The organism is Paenibacillus nanchangensis, assembly GCF_046543445.1.
Lineage (GTDB): Bacteria > Bacillota > Bacilli > Paenibacillales > Paenibacillaceae > Paenibacillus_AQ > Paenibacillus_AQ nanchangensis.
Genome location: NZ_JBHOFD010000002.1, coordinates 190,268 through 206,980, shown reverse-complemented (window position 1 = coordinate 206,980; position 16,713 = coordinate 190,268). Strand labels below are relative to the sequence as shown.

At 54.7% G+C, this 16,713-nt stretch carries 12 protein-coding genes; 1 reads left to right on the top strand and 11 read right to left on the bottom strand.

Annotated features, from left to right (window positions below):
- Positions 1–470 precede the first annotated feature (470 nt).
- The 9 genes from ACE6ED_RS02260 to ACE6ED_RS02220 all read right to left on the bottom strand — a co-directional run bounded on the left by ACE6ED_RS02260 (position 471) and on the right by ACE6ED_RS02220 (position 9,885).
- On the bottom strand, positions 471–1,490 hold the full coding sequence (locus tag ACE6ED_RS02260; RefSeq protein WP_410825324.1) for a hypothetical protein: 1,020 nt from the start codon (positions 1,488–1,490) through the stop codon (positions 471–473).
- Positions 1,491–2,057: 567 nt separating this feature from the next.
- Positions 2,058–2,375 (bottom strand): DUF5713 family protein, encoded by a 318-nt coding sequence (locus ACE6ED_RS02255; RefSeq protein ID WP_410825395.1) that lies wholly within the window; start codon positions 2,373–2,375, stop codon positions 2,058–2,060.
- A gap of 252 nt (positions 2,376–2,627) precedes the next feature.
- Entirely contained in the window at positions 2,628–3,059 is a 432-nt protein-coding gene (locus ACE6ED_RS02250; protein ID WP_410825323.1) for an immunity 26/phosphotriesterase HocA family protein, read from the bottom strand.
- 417 nt (positions 3,060–3,476) lie between these two features.
- Positions 3,477–4,769: a homocysteine synthase gene (locus ACE6ED_RS02245; protein ID WP_410825322.1), complete on the bottom strand. Its 1,293-nt coding sequence runs from the start codon at positions 4,767–4,769 to the stop codon at positions 3,477–3,479.
- A 438-nt stretch (positions 4,770–5,207) separates the two neighbouring features.
- Positions 5,208–5,930 (bottom strand): GntR family transcriptional regulator, encoded by a 723-nt coding sequence (locus tag ACE6ED_RS02240; protein ID WP_410825321.1) that lies wholly within the window; start codon positions 5,928–5,930, stop codon positions 5,208–5,210.
- Between the two features lie 10 nt (positions 5,931–5,940).
- Positions 5,941–6,954 carry a sugar kinase gene (locus tag ACE6ED_RS02235; protein ID WP_410825320.1) on the bottom strand — a complete coding sequence of 338 codons (1,014 nt, stop codon included), beginning with the start codon at positions 6,952–6,954 and terminating at the stop codon, positions 5,941–5,943.
- The gene (gene dagF / locus ACE6ED_RS02230) at positions 6,947–7,702 is read right to left on the bottom strand and encodes a 2-dehydro-3-deoxy-phosphogluconate aldolase (protein WP_410825319.1); all 756 of its coding nucleotides are present in this window, start codon (positions 7,700–7,702) and stop codon (positions 6,947–6,949) included. Before dagF ends, ACE6ED_RS02235 begins: the two co-directional genes overlap by 8 nt.
- Positions 7,695–8,807, bottom strand: a complete 1,113-nt coding sequence (locus ACE6ED_RS02225) for a DgaE family pyridoxal phosphate-dependent ammonia lyase (RefSeq protein WP_410825318.1) — start codon at positions 8,805–8,807, stop codon at positions 7,695–7,697. Before ACE6ED_RS02225 ends, dagF begins: the two co-directional genes overlap by 8 nt.
- The gene (locus ACE6ED_RS02220; protein ID WP_410825317.1) at positions 8,785–9,885 is read right to left on the bottom strand and encodes an amidohydrolase/deacetylase family metallohydrolase; all 1,101 of its coding nucleotides are present in this window, start codon (positions 9,883–9,885) and stop codon (positions 8,785–8,787) included. The genes ACE6ED_RS02225 and ACE6ED_RS02220 overlap by 23 nt, the downstream gene beginning before the upstream one ends.
- Before the next feature lie 181 nt (positions 9,886–10,066).
- Here ACE6ED_RS02220 and ACE6ED_RS02215 point away from each other — a divergent pair, with 181 nt between their 5' ends.
- Positions 10,067–12,403, top strand: a complete 2,337-nt coding sequence (locus ACE6ED_RS02215) for a helix-turn-helix domain-containing protein (RefSeq protein WP_410825316.1) — start codon at positions 10,067–10,069, stop codon at positions 12,401–12,403.
- Between the two features lie 150 nt (positions 12,404–12,553).
- Here ACE6ED_RS02215 and ACE6ED_RS02210 read toward each other — a convergent pair whose 3' ends face one another.
- Together ACE6ED_RS02210 and ACE6ED_RS02205 are read right to left on the bottom strand one after the other, a co-directional pair.
- Complete coding sequence (locus tag ACE6ED_RS02210) at positions 12,554–13,570, bottom strand: glycoside hydrolase family 130 protein (RefSeq protein ID WP_410825315.1); 1,017 nt, start codon at positions 13,568–13,570, stop codon at positions 12,554–12,556.
- 2 nt (positions 13,571–13,572) lie between these two features.
- Complete coding sequence (locus ACE6ED_RS02205) at positions 13,573–16,713, bottom strand: alpha-mannosidase (protein WP_410825314.1); 3,141 nt, start codon at positions 16,711–16,713, stop codon at positions 13,573–13,575.

The window sequence follows — 16,713 nt, the reverse complement described above, 5'->3', positions numbered from 1 at the left end:
TAGCGTGTCGCCGGTAGACCGAGAACGGTACAAGCGTGTTAGCGTGTTGCCGGTAGACCAAGTGGTGCTAGACTTGCTAGCGTGTCGTCGATAGACCAAGAACGGCTGCCAGTGCTTCCCTCTAAATGAGAATGAGAGCCATTATTAGAGCCCTTAAAACGGCACATGCTGCCCCGGCTCAGCCGGGACAGCATGCATAAATGAGAATGATAATCATTTTTGTACTTGTACAAAATGTTTTCTTCAGTGCAACTTATATTTTAACTATACCCACAAATCAGGAGAAAGTAAACAGGTGATTTCCCGCTTTTTGTCGGGCAAGAGGTTAGTTAAGGTGGCGCTGGTTCGCTGGTTAATGCAAAAGTAGGCCGGCCGAAAACTTCGGCCGGCCGGCCAAACAACAGAAACAGCCCGCCGGGCACCCGGCGGGCTGTTTCTGCCTAATCGGCGGAGCGGCGGAAGTAGCAGCGCTATTCCCGCCGCTCCGCCCGTGCCTGCCGCGGCCGCCGGATCAGCCCGGCGGCCTGCAGCAGCACAGCCGTCCGCTGCTCCGGACGGCAAAAGATCCCCCGCAGGCCGATCGCATACAGATCGGCCATATTCGCCGCGGCAGGCGGCCCCGCGGCGAACACGGCGGCGGACGGCTTCACCCGCCGGACCGCCGCCGCAAGCTCCTCCGCCGCGCGCACGAAGTGCGCGGCGGATTCCGCCGGCGCGGGCGCAGCCGCCGCGCCGTCCACCACGAGGAAATCGGCGGTACGCGCGATTTCCCCCGCGGCGGCGGGCGGGCAGTCGGGCGCAATCAGCGCCCCGACGCGGCACGCCGCCGCAAACGCGTGGCCGAGCAGCTCTTCGGCCACGCGCTCGGTGAATTCGCGTATGTCCGCGAATTCGTCGGGTCCGGCCGGGTAAGGCGCCAGCAGATCGAGCCGGCCGTCCTGCCCTTCGCGCTGGAGCGAAGCCAGCGCGGTGAACAGCGCTTCGAGCTGTGCATCGCGCAGCGCGGCGAGCCGAGCGGGCCGCCGGGACAGCTCGGGCATGTGCAGCAGCGTCACGGCCGTCCAGGCGCCCCCCGGTGAATCGAGCAGCCGGTGCGCAGCGCTGCTCAGCCGGAGGCGGAGACGCTGCCATGCGCGTTCTCCATCCCGTCCTTCCTCCGTAAGCCATGTATCGCACAGCTTCAGCACCTGCGGCTCAAGCAGCCACTCGTCCGCCCGGATCAGCCTGGGGCCTCCAGAAGGCCCGCTCCGGAATTCCCGCAGATCGTCCTGGCCTTCCGGCAGCACGTAAAACCCTTCGTCCGCGGCATAATAAATGTCCGGCAGATTCCCGGACGATCTTCCGTTCTGTTCCTGCCCTTCACCGGAAACTTGAACCGGGTCAGCGTACCCGGGAGCGTTCGCGCCATATCTTCCGCCTGCGGAGAGATCGGCGCCCAGCGGGTGATGCACCTGATTTCCGAACCGCTCCTGCCGCGATTCACCCTTCATTCTCGCACCCACCTTTGGAATATGATTAAAAACCGGCGTTCATATCAGATACAGCCAGCCGGTGGCCTTTCATTAATTCATACGGGCGGTGCAGCGATATTATGTTAGCGGTCTCAAAATGACAGCAGGCGAACGGCTATATAAACTGAACTTAAGAGGGACAGGTTGGGCGGAGCTGTCACTGCGGCCAATTCGGGACTTCCGGTTGCTGTTATTTTCGGAGTTCTTGAATGGTATTCCTGATTTAGCGGGAGAACTCCGAAAATAAAGGCAATCGCGTTCGCTCCTCCATCTCCAAATTGCCTCCGCGACACCTCCCCTCCCTCCTTTCATTCGATAGTTCAGTCTATATAGCTCCCCCTGCTGGTGCGTTCTCCCTAAACTTTTACTGAATGAATGGCTTCTCCTAACGATCAGCCGTTCCTGGCTGCGCCCTCTTGGAATCCGGTTACATACGGCTTTATATAGCTCTGCTAATCCCGTTCTCAGGTTTATTTTAGCTCAACCAGTCCCGTTCTCTAGTTTTAATTTCGCTCTGCCCATCCCGTTCTCAGTTTTAATTTAGCTCTACCACTCCCGTTCTCTCAGCGCCGTTTCCAGATCAATATCAAAATCAAACGCCTTAAGCACGTTTTCAACCGTCTCAGCAATGGTATCCCGTGCCACGGTCTCAATTTCGCTGTCATTTTCCCAAAATTCTTCCTGAATCTCATTGATTGCTTTTGTCATAACGTCCAGCCGTTCCTGCACGGCAGCTTCAGAATGCTTACCCTCTTGTAAAAACTGCACCAGCCCCTCAATCTCGTTCTTCACCTTGTCCACCAGGAAGTTTGGGAAATAACCATCGCTGTACATGGACTCCATAGGGCTCAGCAAATCCTTCATCATAACGTCTCCTCTCATAATTAAATTGCATTAACAAAACACCTTGGTATGTAGAATCGGCAGGCTGGGCCAACCGTCCGCGGGAAATCGGCAGGACCACAATCCCTGCAATGATCTACCAGGCTACTGTAGTCAGATTCCAGTTGACCAGGGCGCCCATAATGCTTTGACATTTTATCGAGAACTCCCTTTCACTTAGGCCCGTTACGTCTGCTGCTTCTGTTGCTTCCCTTCCGTCCTACCCAAAAACCGTCATTCCTTCATCCCCGACAGATGAGTCTGTACCAGCTCATAACCGGCCGCACCCAGCGGATTGAACTTGCCATACTCATCCTTACTAAGACTCCGAATGTATTCGTCTCCACGGTACAAATGTCCGGCGCACTCGAATACTTTCAGTTCTTCCTTGTCAGGGGTCAAGGGAATATTGCATACGATCTTCCACGTTCCGTTTCGAAGATTCTCCGGAGAGGTGAAAATCACGCTTCTCTGCCGGCTTCCGAACCGGTAGCTGAGAAAGTTCCCATCCTCCACATTTGTCTCATCATGCACCAGGCGAATGACACCAAACGAAAACGCCTTTTTGAAACGGCCTTTCAGCGCGCACACCACCTGGCATACGGCAAACCGTCCGTCCTGCATCGGAATCGTAAATATATCGCCTTCCCTATATGCCTTTCTCATATGTATCCATAACCTTCTTTCTCTACCGAAACTGCAAACCTCGGAGACAAATGATGCGTGGTAGCAAAACGGCCTGTAAAAGCCTGACTTTTTATTCACTCCACCAAAACGGCTTGCCACCGTGGATGCTGTAGATTATCTCCAATACAAAACCGAACAAATGTTCCTATTCATTTCAATTATAACACATAACAACGAAGCGTCAACCTCTCCTTAGGGGCCCCATACAGAGCTGCGCCAAAGGGGTTCATCTTATACTCTTATACTCTTATACTCTTATACTCTTATACTCTTTTACTCCTATACTCTTTTACTCTTATACTTCTTATCCATTTGCTATTCTTCCTTCCGCGTTTTATAAAAAAAATGCCCGATACCCGCTTGGTCTGCGGGTACCGGGCCTTGAGCCTTGGTCGCTTAAGCCTGGCTGGCGGCGATCGCCTGTTCCAGGTCGTAAATAATATCGTCAATTGACTCGGTACCAATCGACAGGCGGAGCAGCGACGGCTTTACGCCTGCGGCGAGCTGTTCTGCTTCGGTAAGCTGCTGATGCGTCGTGCTGGCCGGATGGATGATAAGCGACTTCGAGTCGCCGACATTGGCCAAATGCGAAAACAGCTTCACATTTTCGATCACTTTGCGTCCTGCATCGCTGCCTCCCTTGATGCCGAATGTCAGGATCGCCCCTTGCCCTTTTGGCAAATATTTACGTGCCAGCTTGTAGGAAGGATGGCTCGGCAGTCCTGCATAACTCACCCATTCAACCGCTTCATGGTTCTCCAGATACTGTGCCACCTTAAGTGCGTTTTCACTGTGACGTTCCATGCGTAGATGCAGCGTCTCAAGGCCCTGCAGCAGCAGCCAAGCGTTAAACGGCGACAGCGCGGCGCCCAGGTCGCGCAGCAATTGAACGCGGGCTTTGATAATATAAGCGATCGGCCCCACAGCGTCGGTGTACACCACGCCGTGATAGCTTGGGTCGGGTTCGGTCAGACCCGGGAATTTTCCGCTGGCGGCCCAATCAAATTTTCCGCTGTCGACAATGATGCCGCCGATGGAGGTGCCGTGTCCGCCAATAAATTTGGTTGCCGAGTGAACAACGATGTCCGCCCCGAATTCAATTGGCCGCAGCAGATACGGGCTGGGGAACGTGTTGTCCACAATAAGCGGGATCCCATGCTCATGCGCAATGGCAGCCACCGCTTCAATATCCAATACGTTGCCTTGCGGATTGCCAACCGTTTCTGCAAACAGCGCCTTTGTCTTATCCGTAATTGCCTTGCGGAAATTCTCGGGATCATCCGAGTCCACAAAATTCACCTTGATGCCCAGCTTGGGCAGCGTCGAGGCAAACAAGTTATATGTACCCCCGTACAGACTCGCCGCCGACACAATTTCATCCCCTGCTCCTGCAATGTTCAAGATGGAGAAGGAAATCGCAGCCTGGCCGGATGCGGTACCTAATGCGCCTGCGCCGCCTTCCAGTGCAGCCACCCGCTGCTCAAACACATCGGTCGTCGGGTTCATAATCCGGGTATAAATATTGCCAAATTCCTTAAGAGAGAACAGGTTTGCCGCATGCTCCGCATCCTTGAAACCGTAAGAAGTGGTCTGATACAGCGGGACTGCCCGGGAAAAAGTGGTTGGATCGATCTCTTGTCCTGCATGAACGGCTAAAGTTTCAAACGACAGCTTACGGTCTTCTGACATGGGTATTTCCTCCCCTATAATTATATTGGCACACGTTACCAACCAAGAATTGTAACTATTCTCTCACAAAGTATGTCATTTGAAAAGATAAAATTCACATTATTCCACTGTGTTTTATGACATTAGGAACTCCGCCTAAAAAAAGACTCGCGCTGCAAACAGCGGGAGCCTGTAAAAGAACTGCATTCTAGTGGTTTTCAACTATTGAATGATTCAACGAACATTGATCGATTCAACCGATTCTATCGATTCAACGAGTGGTTTTCTGCTATTGAATGATTATACGTGTATTGATGATCTATTGAACTATTATTTATCTTTCATCAATTATTGATCTTTCAAATTATTGATCTTTCACATAATGATCTTTCATCAATCATTGATCTATCAACGAATCCTTCTATTCAACCAAAGCCCTGTTCCAGTCTCCCGCCAGCTTCAAGTATCGTAACTGACCAGATAGTGCTGGAGCTCTGTGTTATAGCTGCCGACGCTGTGTTCGATCAGCCTGCCTTCCCCGTCGTAGGAGTTGCGCAGCCGCTTGAGCACATGGGTTCCTGGCGGAAGCTCCAGCAGCAGACAGACCTCGGGAGGCGCCTGCTCCACAAAAAAACGGTCCTTGAAGTTCTCCAGTACAATATCGTTTTCCTCCAAAGCGTCGTACAGGGACTGGATATCCGCATCCATTGCTTTGGCGCCTCCGCCGGGCAGCACGTCAGCTGTCAGGAAGTGGACAAGATGGATATACGGCTGTCCGTTCAGCGTGTAGAGACGTTCGATCCTCTGGCAGTACGGTCCGTGGCGCTTATATTCCTCGCTGCCGGCAGCATTCGCAATAAGCTTGGATCCCAGCAGTTTTTTTTCAAGCTTATGGCCCTCTTCCACAAGCAGCTCGGTAAATCTTTTACCTTTGGAAAGCTTTTGGTAAGAGGTATTGCGCATCACAATGGTTCCAATACCGCTTTTCTTTTGCACATAACCTTCCTGGGCCAGCTCCTGGACCGCACCGCGGACCGTCATTTTACTGACGCCAAATTCCTTTTCCAGCTGCTGCTCGGAGGGAATAATGCTCCCCAGCGGGTATACACCGTGCAGAATCCGGTCTTTGAGGATTTTTTGGATCTGTTTATATAAAGGGCCTTGCTTGCGTTTCAGAGACACGCGCCGTTCACTACCTTTCAACATCTAAGGTATGGTCTGACAGCGCCCGGAGCACCTCACTTTCAGTAAAAAGCGCGGTATCGCCTTGGGTCGTGTGCGCCAGCATCGCCGCCGCCGCTGCCATATTAACCGTTTGCCGCCACGGGTACTGCTGCAGCTCCCCATGGATGATGGCACTGGTAAAAGCATCCCCGGCGCCAATCCGGTCAAACACCGGGAAAGTCAGCTTACGGGAAAACTCAGATTGGCCTTGATGATACACATATCCGGTTAACGAATGCGTGTTGTCCGCATGAATCTCCCGGTGGGTTCCCGCTGCCGTTTCGATTCCGAAGCGTTTGGCCACTTCCGGAATAGCCTGTTTCAACTGTGTTATTCTATCATACTCTCCGGTTTCGATGCCAAGGATAAACTGCGCATCCTTCTCATTCATCATCACTGTATCCGCCAGCTCCAGCAGATCCTCATAATGCGGACGGGCTTGGGAATAACCCTCAGCCCCCCATAACGCCGGGCGGTAATTGCAGTCAAAAACCACCTTGCCTCCGGCGCCCTTCACCTCTGCGGCAAGCTGCTTCATCTGCCTGCGCACTTCTTCGTTCATAGCCAGCGTGATGCCGCATAAATGAAGAACGTCCACATTGGAAGCAAGAGCGGCCATGTTATAGGTGCCTGGCTCTGCCGTATTAAAGCTGCTGCCCAGCCGGTCTGTGTAGGTGACTCTGCCGGGACGGGGACCAAAGCCATTCTCCAGAAAATACATCCCCACATGTCTGCCGCCCCGTCTGATCAATGAAGTGTCCACCCCCAGCTTCCGCAGATAAGTAATGGCCGCTTCGCCTACCGGAGTCTCCGGCAGGGTGGTGATGAGCGCACCGTTATGGCCATACCGGGCCAGTGCCGCCGTTACATTGACTCCGCTCCCGGAAAAAGAATACTCCAGCCTGCTGCTCTGGGCCAGCGTTTCATAGCCTGGAACCTGCAGCCGCATCATCACTTCGCCAAAAGCAGCAATCCTAGGCATACCGGTCCACCAGCGATTTCATCTTATCGAGCAGTCTGCGGACATCCTCTACGTTGGTATTCCCGGTCTGCGGATCAATAATTGAGGAATAGATATGCGGGATCACCTGCGGCACACCTGCCTGCAGCGCAATCTCCAGGATCGGGCCAAAATTGTCCAGGTCGATTCCGCCCGTAGGCTCCAGAGCGAACCCGGCTTCCCCGCAGGCCTTGGCAACCGCACGGTACTCTTCTTCCAGCTTCAGCCCCTGCATCGGAAAATACTTCAGCGCATTGCCGCCCATGTCACGGACGAGCGCGATGGCGGCTTCAACCGGAACAACCGCTTGCTGCCCGATCCCCGAGCTGACCGGGCCGGTCGACAGATTCACATACCCCGGCTTCCCGCAGGGAGAGACCAGGCTGTTAATCCAGCTGTCCCTGGCTCCCAGATTGGCCCGGGTTGCCCCCACTGCCGGAAACACCTGATTGATGTGGCTGCCGGGATAGGTTTTGGCAATCTCCGCGACCACTGCCGCCTGGCGGTTATCGCCCGCTCCCAATCCGATGGACACGGCATCTTCAATCGGCTTCCCATATTCAGCCATAGCAGCCGCGGCTTCTTCCGCGTTTGCATAATTTTTGGAGAGCACGCCTACCAGGACATACCCTTCTGCCGCCGCAAAAACCTCCTCGGCATTCTCGATCCCGCCCGCCAGCACATTAAGTGCGGCTCTCTTTTTATATAAACGCTGATGCATATTACTCATGGCGTCCGCCTCCTACAATTTCGCTTATTCTGCTTACGATAATTTGAAGGTCATCCCCTTGCAGCGACCTTGGATCGATATCGAAATACCCCTGCTTCACGCCGTAATCCCGCGTATATACGGCAATCCCGCCTTCACGCAAACGGTCATTAACGGTTTTCGCATCCAGCCCAGCAGCGGAGGAATCAATCTGGATACGTCCGCGGTAAATCGCTCTGCCTGCTTCATCCTGCACGATGCGGACGGATACCCCCGGAAGCTGGGACAGCGGATTAAGAGCTTCCAGCGCCTGCTTCTCCATTTCGCTGTTGTCTGCCTTGTCCTGGTATTCCTCCAGTGCCTGGAGCAGTCCAAAGGTTGTCTCTTTGCCAACCTTCATGCTGCGTCCGATTCCGTGCAGCTGCACCTTCAGCCAATCGATGTATTTCTGTTTGCCGGCGACGATGCCTGAGGTGGGTCCTTCAACAGCCTTCGAGCCGCTGTAAACCGCAAGGTCGGAGTATTGGACATATTTAAGCAGATCCTCTTCCGCAGCCGCATCAACAATCAGCGGGATCCCTCGGCTTTCCGCAACCTCCCAGGCTTCCTCTACGGAAATCATGTTTTTCTGGACGGCATGATGGGATTTAACATAGAGAATGGCTGCGGTGCGTTCACCGATTGCCTGTTCAATATGCTCTTTGCGGCCTTCGTTGGCGTACCCTGCTTCAACCACCCGGCCGCCGCCCAGGAATACCATGGTTTCAACCGGAGCTCCGTACTGCACGTTATGGCCCTTCAGCATAATGATTTCGTTTTTCGCTATCGGCTCCTGGTGCAGCCTCAGGCTGAGCCGCGGATCTCCGCCGGTCACGATGGCCGCTACCGACAGCGCAATGCCGCTGGATGCCGAATTGACAACTACCGCCCCTTCGGAGCGGAGCAGCCGGGCAATGTACGCACCGGATTTGTCCACAAGATCGGCAATTTCCACATACCGCTGTCCGCCCTGCTTCATCGCCTCCATAACCGTATCCGTTGGCGCAGATACGCCCAGGATGCTCATTCTTCCGCTGGCATTAATAACACGCTTTAATCCGTATTTAGCATGTAATGAATGATCCATTTGCAAAAACTCCTTTAGCCTCGATATAGTGCTGCGCCACCCTTACATCGCCTTCCGAGTCCGTGAGCCGCCTCTCCCCCGTCTCAAGTGAAAACAAGGTTAAATTCGCCTGCTGCCCTACTCTGATCTGGGCAAGCTCCGGCCTGCCAAGCCATGCCGCTGCACTGCTTGTAACCGCGCGGATGACCTCTTCCAGACTGTAGCCGAGCACCAAAAATTTCGTCAGCACGTTCGACATACTGTATACCGGCCCGTTCAGACGGTTGCCCCGGTAGATATCGGTGCTGATCGTATTCAGCCCGATCCCCGCTTTTTTTGCCTGTTCCGCAACCTTAAAGGAAAAGCTTGCGGTGCCATGTCCCACATCCAGATGAACCCCGCGGGCGGCTGCATCCAGCAGCCCTTGCAGCGGTGTACCATCCGCGTGGAACAAATTATTGGATTTGCCGTTAAGATAATGGGTGATGACATCGCCCGTCCGCAGCAGCTCCAGCACTTCGGAGATCGCCGGCGGTGCCGATCCGATATGTACCATAAGCGGAAGTTCTGTCGCCTCCGACAACCCGCGCGCCAGTCTGAGCGGCTGGATGCCGCTGTCTTTGACGACACTCCGGCTGATCCGCGCTTTTAGACCAACAATAAATTCCCGGTAAGTTTTTGCCGCCTCCACAGCCTTCGCCTGGTCAATCCACTCCAGCTGCGACAGCTCATCGGTCCGTTCAAGGCCGATCCGTGAAATATTCAGAAAAGCAAACACCCGTGTAGCCGCCTTTTGACTATCCGCATAAAAATTCCCGATCCGGTCAGAGCCGCAGCTTCCGGCATCCACCAGCGTCGTTACCCCCTGCTTCACGCCAATTTCATCAATCTCGTCGCCATACGGGTCAAACTCAGGCACGGCATGCACATGCAAATCAATCCATCCGCTGGATCCATATAACCCGGAGCAGTCCTGTACCGCATCTCCTTCAGCCTGGCCTGGCGGTGTAATAGCAGAGATGATTCCGTCCTGAATGGCAATATCAACCATCCACCCGTCAACAAGCTGCAAATTGCGCAGCACATTCCTTGTGCCCACTCTTTCCATCTCCTTCTTCAACCCGGATCGCAGCCCGCCCAATATAAAGTAAAACTTGCTGCACCACATTAAAGATTATAATGTTATAATGTTTATATTAGCATAAGATTGGTCAAGAAGAGAACCGTGATTTATTATTTATATAATTCTAATTTGAACCTTTACACTGGAGGGACGCATCATGGCAAATCCGGCATCTAAGTCATCCTTGTTCGCCAAATTCCGGTTTAACTGGAACCATCTCAAATCCAAACTGTTAATGAAATATGCCTTTTCCTACATTCTCATATTTCTCATCCCGTTAACCGTCGTCACTATTTTTGTTTATGAAAACGCTGTAAAGGGCCTTCGGGTCGAAATTGAGCAATCCAATGTCAATCAGCTCAACCAAGTTAAAAACACGATCGACACCCGTATGGCCGAGCTTCAGGAGATTGCGGGCAGAATCGCTTACGACAAGCATCTTACCCCCTACATGGTAAGGCATCCTTATTACAGCCTGGAGGCGGTCCAGGCGCTGGGCAACTACAAAGCCAGCAGCAGCATTGCGGAAGATCTTTTTCTCTATTTCCACGAAGATTCCAACATCTACTCTTACCGCGGACTGGCCGATCTCAAAGTCACATTTGATACCCTCTACCAGTTCGAGCGCTGGACCCCGGAACAACTGCGGCGGGACTTGAATGAAACCACGCAGCCGCTGGTGCGCCCCGCCGAAAACGTGACCGTCAATTCCCGCAAGGAACCCATGCTGGTCATGCTGATGCCGATTAAACCCAACGATCCGTATCCTTATGGAACCGTTGTGTATCTGATGAAGGAATCCAAGCTGACCGGTGTCATGGATTCGATCCTCAGTGATTTTTCGGGAAGCAGTTATATCTTCAGCGCAGCCGGTGAGGTTCTGACCGCAAACAGCCACGGCGTTAACCTGCCTCAGGAAGAGCTCAGCACCTTGTCCGCACTTGAACCGGGCATACATAATCTTGAGCTGGACGGTGAACAGTATTCGGTTGTCTCTGTACAGTCCAAAGAAAATGGCTGGACCTATGTGACTACCATGCCGAGCTACCAATTTTTCAGCCGTGTTGCCCATGTCCAGACGCTGATCCTGCTCGTGTTTTGTATTACGGTTATCACCGGCATAGCGGCCGCCCTGCTGCTGGCCAAACGGCAGTACCATCCGATCAAGGATCTGATGGAGTTCGCCAAGCTGAGAAGCAGCGGCAGCGAGTCGCTCAAGCTCCGCAATGAATGGGAATGGATCCGGCAGACGCTTCATGACTACAGCGCCCGAATCGATCTGCAGGAGCCGTTCGTCCGCAATCAGTGCATGATGCTGCTGCTTAAGCACGGCAAGCCGGATGATCCCGAGATTGAACAGATGATTCTTAGCGCAGGACTTAGGCATCCGCAGGGACAGGGCCTTTATTTCTCGGCTATCCTGTCTTGGGATAACACGGTACCGGATGCAGCCTCCCCGCATGAACGCCAGCTGCTGCAGGAGATGCTCAGCAGTATTTGCCTCCCTGGTCCTGACGCCCAGATCTTTGGCGTTGAATTCTCCGTCAAGGACCAGTTCGCCTTGATTATTTCGCTGCCCGGCGACGGGGACGGCCCCGTTCAGAGCCGCATGGAGCAGGTAATTGAAGGGGTTCAAGCCATGATCCGCGAGCATTCGCAGACCGCGCTGAGCATCGGTGTCGGCCTGGCCTACAGGGACCTGGCGCAGCTCAATCAATCTTTTATTGAAGCCGCGGCAGCACTGGAACACCGGATGATCCGGCGCAGCGGGCAGGTAACCTACTTCGAGCAGCTGACCGAGCTGAATCCGCCCGCCGCCGAAAGCTTCTGGATTCCGCGTAAATCCATGCTGAAGCTGGAGCAAAGCTTGAAGCAGGGCAATGAGTCGGTAACCGTCCAGCTGATTGCCGATATCATCGATACCATCAGGGAGGAGCCGCTGCAGGTCCATCTGCTGCGCTGCATCTGCTTCGATCTGCTGAACGCTTTTTTACGTACGGCATCCGAGCTGGGCATGGACGAGGTGTTCACGGACATCGCCGGACTCACCACCTTTGAAACACTGGAAGAACTGGAGAGCCGCCTGCGCTCTCTGTCCGCCGCCATCTGCGAGCAGGTGGAGCGGAATACGGAGACTAGCGAATCCTCGTTAATGGACGACATCCTGGCTTATGTGGACCAGCAGTTCGCGGATTATACCCTCAGCCTGGAGCATGTGGCGCTGAAGTTTGGCATTTCGACCTCTTATTTAAGCCGGAGCTTCAAAGAGAAAACCGGCAGCAACTTCTCGCAGTATATCTGGCAGCGGCGGGTGGATGAGGTCATCCGGCTGCTGGAGAATACGAGCGCACCGCTTAAGGAGATCATTGAACAGGTGGGCTACCTGGACGCGCCAAACTTCATCCGCAAGTTTAAAAAAGAAACCGGCCTGACGCCGGGGCAGTACCGCAAGGACCATGCCCTGAAAGGAACTGCTGCGAAAAGACCGGTTTAAATTGGCAAAGCTCCGTATTGGCAAGCTGCCGTATCGGCAAAACTGCGGTATCGGCAAACTGCGGTATTGGCAAAACTGCGGTATCGGCAAACTGCGGTATTGGCAAAGCTGCCGTCCTTCCGAAAAAGGTAAATGATCTGTTTTTTGGGCCTACTGCGCTTCCTTCAGAATATGCTCTACCAGGTCGTCCAGCGGAACGGTTGCAAGCGCAATCGCCGTGTCCGTCACCCCATAATAAATGTAGAGCAGTCCGTCTTTGACTACATTTCCAGTCGGGAAGATGACATTCGGGATTTGGAACCCGAATTTCTCATAATACGTCTCCGGCTCCATAATAAAATTATGGGTCCGGGCAATGACCTTTTCCGGCTGCTCCAAATCCAGCAGCATGGCTCCTACACGATAAACGATGTCTTCATCGACGCCGTGATAGAGTACCAGCCAGCCCTTGTCCGTACGTATCGGAGGCGTGGAGCCTCCAATCTTCCGGGATTCCCAGGACAGGTTTTCCGCTTTGGCAAGCAGCTTGGGTTCCTCCCAGTGAACAAGATCCTCGGAGTAGGTAATCCACATGGCTGCCTTCTCCGTTCCGTAGACTTCGCCCACATATTCCTCGGGACGGCGCAGCAGCACGAATTTGCCGCCGATTTTTTCGGGGAACAGGATATTGTCCCGGTCATTGATATCGAGCGGTGTCGTGTCCGCGACAAATTCCCAATCCAGCAGATTATCCGATTTCAGAATCGAGGAGCGGGTCAGCCAATGCCCATCCTCTTCCCCCCAGCCATCCGGGTATTTCGGAATGGAGCGTTCCGGGACACCCGCACCGGTAGGATAATAGCTCATGGCGCAGGGGCGCAAAGCGTAGTTCATATAAAAGGTACCGTCGATTTTGACAATCCGCGGATCCTGCACACTTCCGTACGGAAAACCCAGCATATCGGGCGTCACAATCGGTTCATCCTTCACATGGGTGAAGTTTACGCCGTCTTCGCTCTCCAGCAGACCCAGGAAGTTTTTGCATGGAGTCAGGGAACCTGCGGTGCGCTCGATCATGTAAAATTTCCCGTTATCGATGATGACCGCAGGATTGAAGACCGTAACCTTGCGCCATTCGTAACCGCCGGGGACGACGATCGGATTATTGGGGTGTCTGGTGATTTGCATGTCTATTCCTCCTGCGAATGTTGTTTAGGGTATAGTTTGATCGTTTGGACCTCATAGGGTCTAAAAGACAGCGGGATCACTCCGCCGGCAGCGTCGGCGGGACCGGTCTCCGTTTCCAGCAGGTTCACCCGGCAGACGCGGACACCGCCGTCCTTCCAGTCCAGCACGGCCGTACTTCTGCTGCCTGAGGATTCATACAGCCGGACAATGGTCCCGCTGCCGTCCTCCGCCTTCTTGATCGTATCGAGCACCACATGCCCGCTCTGAAAGCCGAGCCAGCCATAAGTGCCCGGATAGCGGCCGGGATGCGGTTCTTCGCTGACCGCAAGCATCGGCTCGTTCAGCTCCGCCGCTTCCCGTACCACTGCCGCCTGGCGCCATTCCCCGGCATGGGGATACAAAGAATACGTAAATTCATGTTCCCCCTGATCCGCATGGCGGTCCGGCCAGCGCGGTGCGCGCAGCAGCGAGAGGCGCAGCACGCCGTCATAAATGTCATAACCGTATTTGCAGTCATTCAGCAGACTGACGCCATAACTTCCTTCGGACAAATCCGCCCAGCGGTGGCCGCAGACCTCAAATTGAGCCTGCTCCCAGCTGGTATTGCGGTGGGTCGGGCGGTCCAGTGCCCCAAACGGAATCTCGTATGTTGCCTTTGCTGCTACGATATCCACCGGAAAAGCCGCCTTCAGCACCTTATGCTCCTCTTTCCAGTTGACGCAGGTCTTGAAGTCCACCCTGCGGCTGTGCCGGGACAACGTGATCTCCTGCTCGATCAGCGAGTGATTCAGCTGCCAGCGGAATTTCAGCACCGTCAGTACAGGTCCGCTGACCAGAACCCGCCGGTCCAGCAGCTTCGCCCTGCCAGCAGGCTGCTGCTCATACCGCGGGTCGAGGTCCCAGGCATCCCATAAAGGCGGGGTGTCATGGAAGAACTGCAGCTGGTTACCGGTCTTGCCGGGCTGTAACAGCTCCCGGCCGGCCTCCTTGTCATACCAGCGGCTGATTTCACCGTCTTCATTAAATGTAAGGAGATAATGTTCTGTTTCCCACTGCTCCGGGAAGGCTTCTCCTGAGCTGATGTCCGCCTTCTGGTTATGCTGTTCGGATGCCTCACGCAGCCAGAAAGTCCTGCAGCCAAACGCAGGGACTTTGCGGACCCGGACAGCCAGCGTATAGCTGCCGCCGGTCCCATCCGTGTTCCAGCATTCGCTGTCCAGCTGGCCGTCTTCATCGAACGCCTGCACCGCGGTCAGACTGCTGTCCCCTTGGATCCGGATCAGCTCAGTCCGCTCCCAGCCCAGGCTGTTGAATACCACAAAAGGGCGGCCTTCCCCGGAAGTATTTACTCCGCCCGCCAGCGCACGGAGTGAAGTGTCCAGCACCTGCCGGCCCAGGCGGAAGATTTCCGCGTACTGCTCCCGCGAAGTGGTGTACACCTCCGGGATGGAAGTCCCCGGGATAATGTCATGGAACTGGTTAAGCAGCAGCAGCTTCCACCCTTCGGCAAGCTCCGGACAGGCCGCCTTTAGAGGCTCCAGCAGCCCGCTCCTCTCTGCGAGCAAACTCCAGATCTCCGCCTGCCGGTACAGCACTTCCGCCTTGCGGTTGCTGCGTTTATTAAAGGCGTGGGTAGTGAATGTTCCCCGGTGAAGCTCCAGATAAAGGTCGCCGTGCCATGCCGGAAGCTCCGGCTCTTGGAAGCCGACCCCTGAGAAAAAAGCCTCCGCCGTCGAGTAACGGATGGCCGGCTGGCCCGGCGTCAGGCCGGTACGCTCCACATACTCCAGCATTTCATGCGTAACCCCGCCTCCGCCGTCGCCGTGCCCGTAGAGCAGCATCAATTCGTTATGCTGCTCCTTTTGGGCAAAAGCCTGCCAGTGCTCCTGGACATCCTTCGGATGGGTATGTTCGTTCACCCCATGATTCTGATAAGCCACGATTTTTGTCCCGTCAATGCCCACCCAGTGGAATAGCGTATGCGGAAAAGGATTGGTATCATTCCACCCGAGCTTGGTCGTCATAAAATAATCGATTCCCGCCTGCTTCAGCAGCTGCGGCAGGGAGGCGCAGTAGCCGAAGGTATCGGGCAGCCATTCAATCGCAGACCGTTTGCCGAACTCCTCCAGATAGAAGTTTTGGCCATACAGCATCTGCCGCACCAGCGATTCCCCGCCTGGAATATTTAAATCCGGCTCCACCCACATGCCGCCAACCAGCTCCCACCGGCCTTCGGCAATCCGCTCCTTTATCCGCTGGTACAGCTGCGGGTAATGCTCTTTGGCAAAAGCGTACAGCTGCGGCTGGCTCTGGGAATAACGGAAGTCCGGATATTTGTCCATCAATGCGCAGACTGTAGAAAAAGTCCGGCTGACCTTGCGTACCGTTTCCCGGACCGGCCACAGCCAGGCAATATCAATATGCGACTGGCCGACCATGTGCATCGTTCCGGCGGACAGTCCCTCTGCCCGTTCCGCCGCCGCCACAGCCCGCAAATGCTGCTCAGCATCCGCGGCGGCGCTGCCGTCATGGATCAGCTCCTCCTTCATGTAGAGCGCATCCATCGTTTGCTCAAGCGCCCTCAGGATACGGATGCGGCGCCCGTCTTCAGCAGGCAGCAGCATGGCGGCTTCATGCGCTGCCTTAACCGTATGCAGCAGGCTGTATACGGGAGGATTCACACGCACCAGTGTGATCTCAATTCCTTCCAGCGGCGGCTTAATCACCGCCTGGCGGTTCAGCGGATCCTCCGGCTCAGGAATCGGATCATACAGCTCGATATGGAGCTGCAGTTCCTCTCCTACAGCGCCGGGCGGCAGCGGGATGAACCAATGGTTGCTGTCCAGTCCATGGTACGGCTCTCCATTAATACTCAGAAGGCCCTCCCCGCGGCCTAGATACAGCAGCGCAGACGCTTCGCGCGGCCAGTCTTCCGGGAGCGTGACTTCACGCTGCAGGAAATACGTAGTCCCATATCCGCCATCCAGCCGGGAAATGCTGTAATGAGGATGATACTCCTCTTCATGCTCGTATACGCCGGGCGTGATATAGCGTGATTTGCGCATACTCCATTCCTTCAGCTCGATCTTCTCCGCCCACTGCCGGTTGGCCAGCCAGCCGATAAACCGGTTCATACGCTTCAT

Coding starts and splice junctions, on each gene's coding strand:
- ACE6ED_RS02260 (WP_410825324.1), bottom strand. CDS start 1,490: ATGAAGGGTGAATCGCGGCAGGAGCGGTTCGGAAATCAGGTGCATCAC.
- ACE6ED_RS02255 (WP_410825395.1), bottom strand. CDS start 2,375: ATGAAGGATTTGCTGAGCCCTATGGAGTCCATGTACAGCGATGGTTAT.
- ACE6ED_RS02250 (WP_410825323.1), bottom strand. CDS start 3,059: ATGAGAAAGGCATATAGGGAAGGCGATATATTTACGATTCCGATGCAG.
- ACE6ED_RS02245 (WP_410825322.1), bottom strand. CDS start 4,769: ATGTCAGAAGACCGTAAGCTGTCGTTTGAAACTTTAGCCGTTCATGCA.
- ACE6ED_RS02235 (WP_410825320.1), bottom strand. CDS start 6,954: ATGCCTAGGATTGCTGCTTTTGGCGAAGTGATGATGCGGCTGCAGGTT.
- dagF (WP_410825319.1), bottom strand. CDS start 7,702: ATGAGTAATATGCATCAGCGTTTATATAAAAAGAGAGCCGCACTTAAT.
- ACE6ED_RS02225 (WP_410825318.1), bottom strand. CDS start 8,807: ATGGATCATTCATTACATGCTAAATACGGATTAAAGCGTGTTATTAAT.
- ACE6ED_RS02215 (WP_410825316.1), top strand. CDS start 10,067: ATGGCAAATCCGGCATCTAAGTCATCCTTGTTCGCCAAATTCCGGTTT.
- ACE6ED_RS02210 (WP_410825315.1), bottom strand. CDS start 13,570: ATGCAAATCACCAGACACCCCAATAATCCGATCGTCGTCCCCGGCGGT.
- ACE6ED_RS02205 (WP_410825314.1), bottom strand. CDS start 16,713: ATGAAGCGTATGAACCGGTTTATCGGCTGGCTGGCCAACCGGCAGTGG.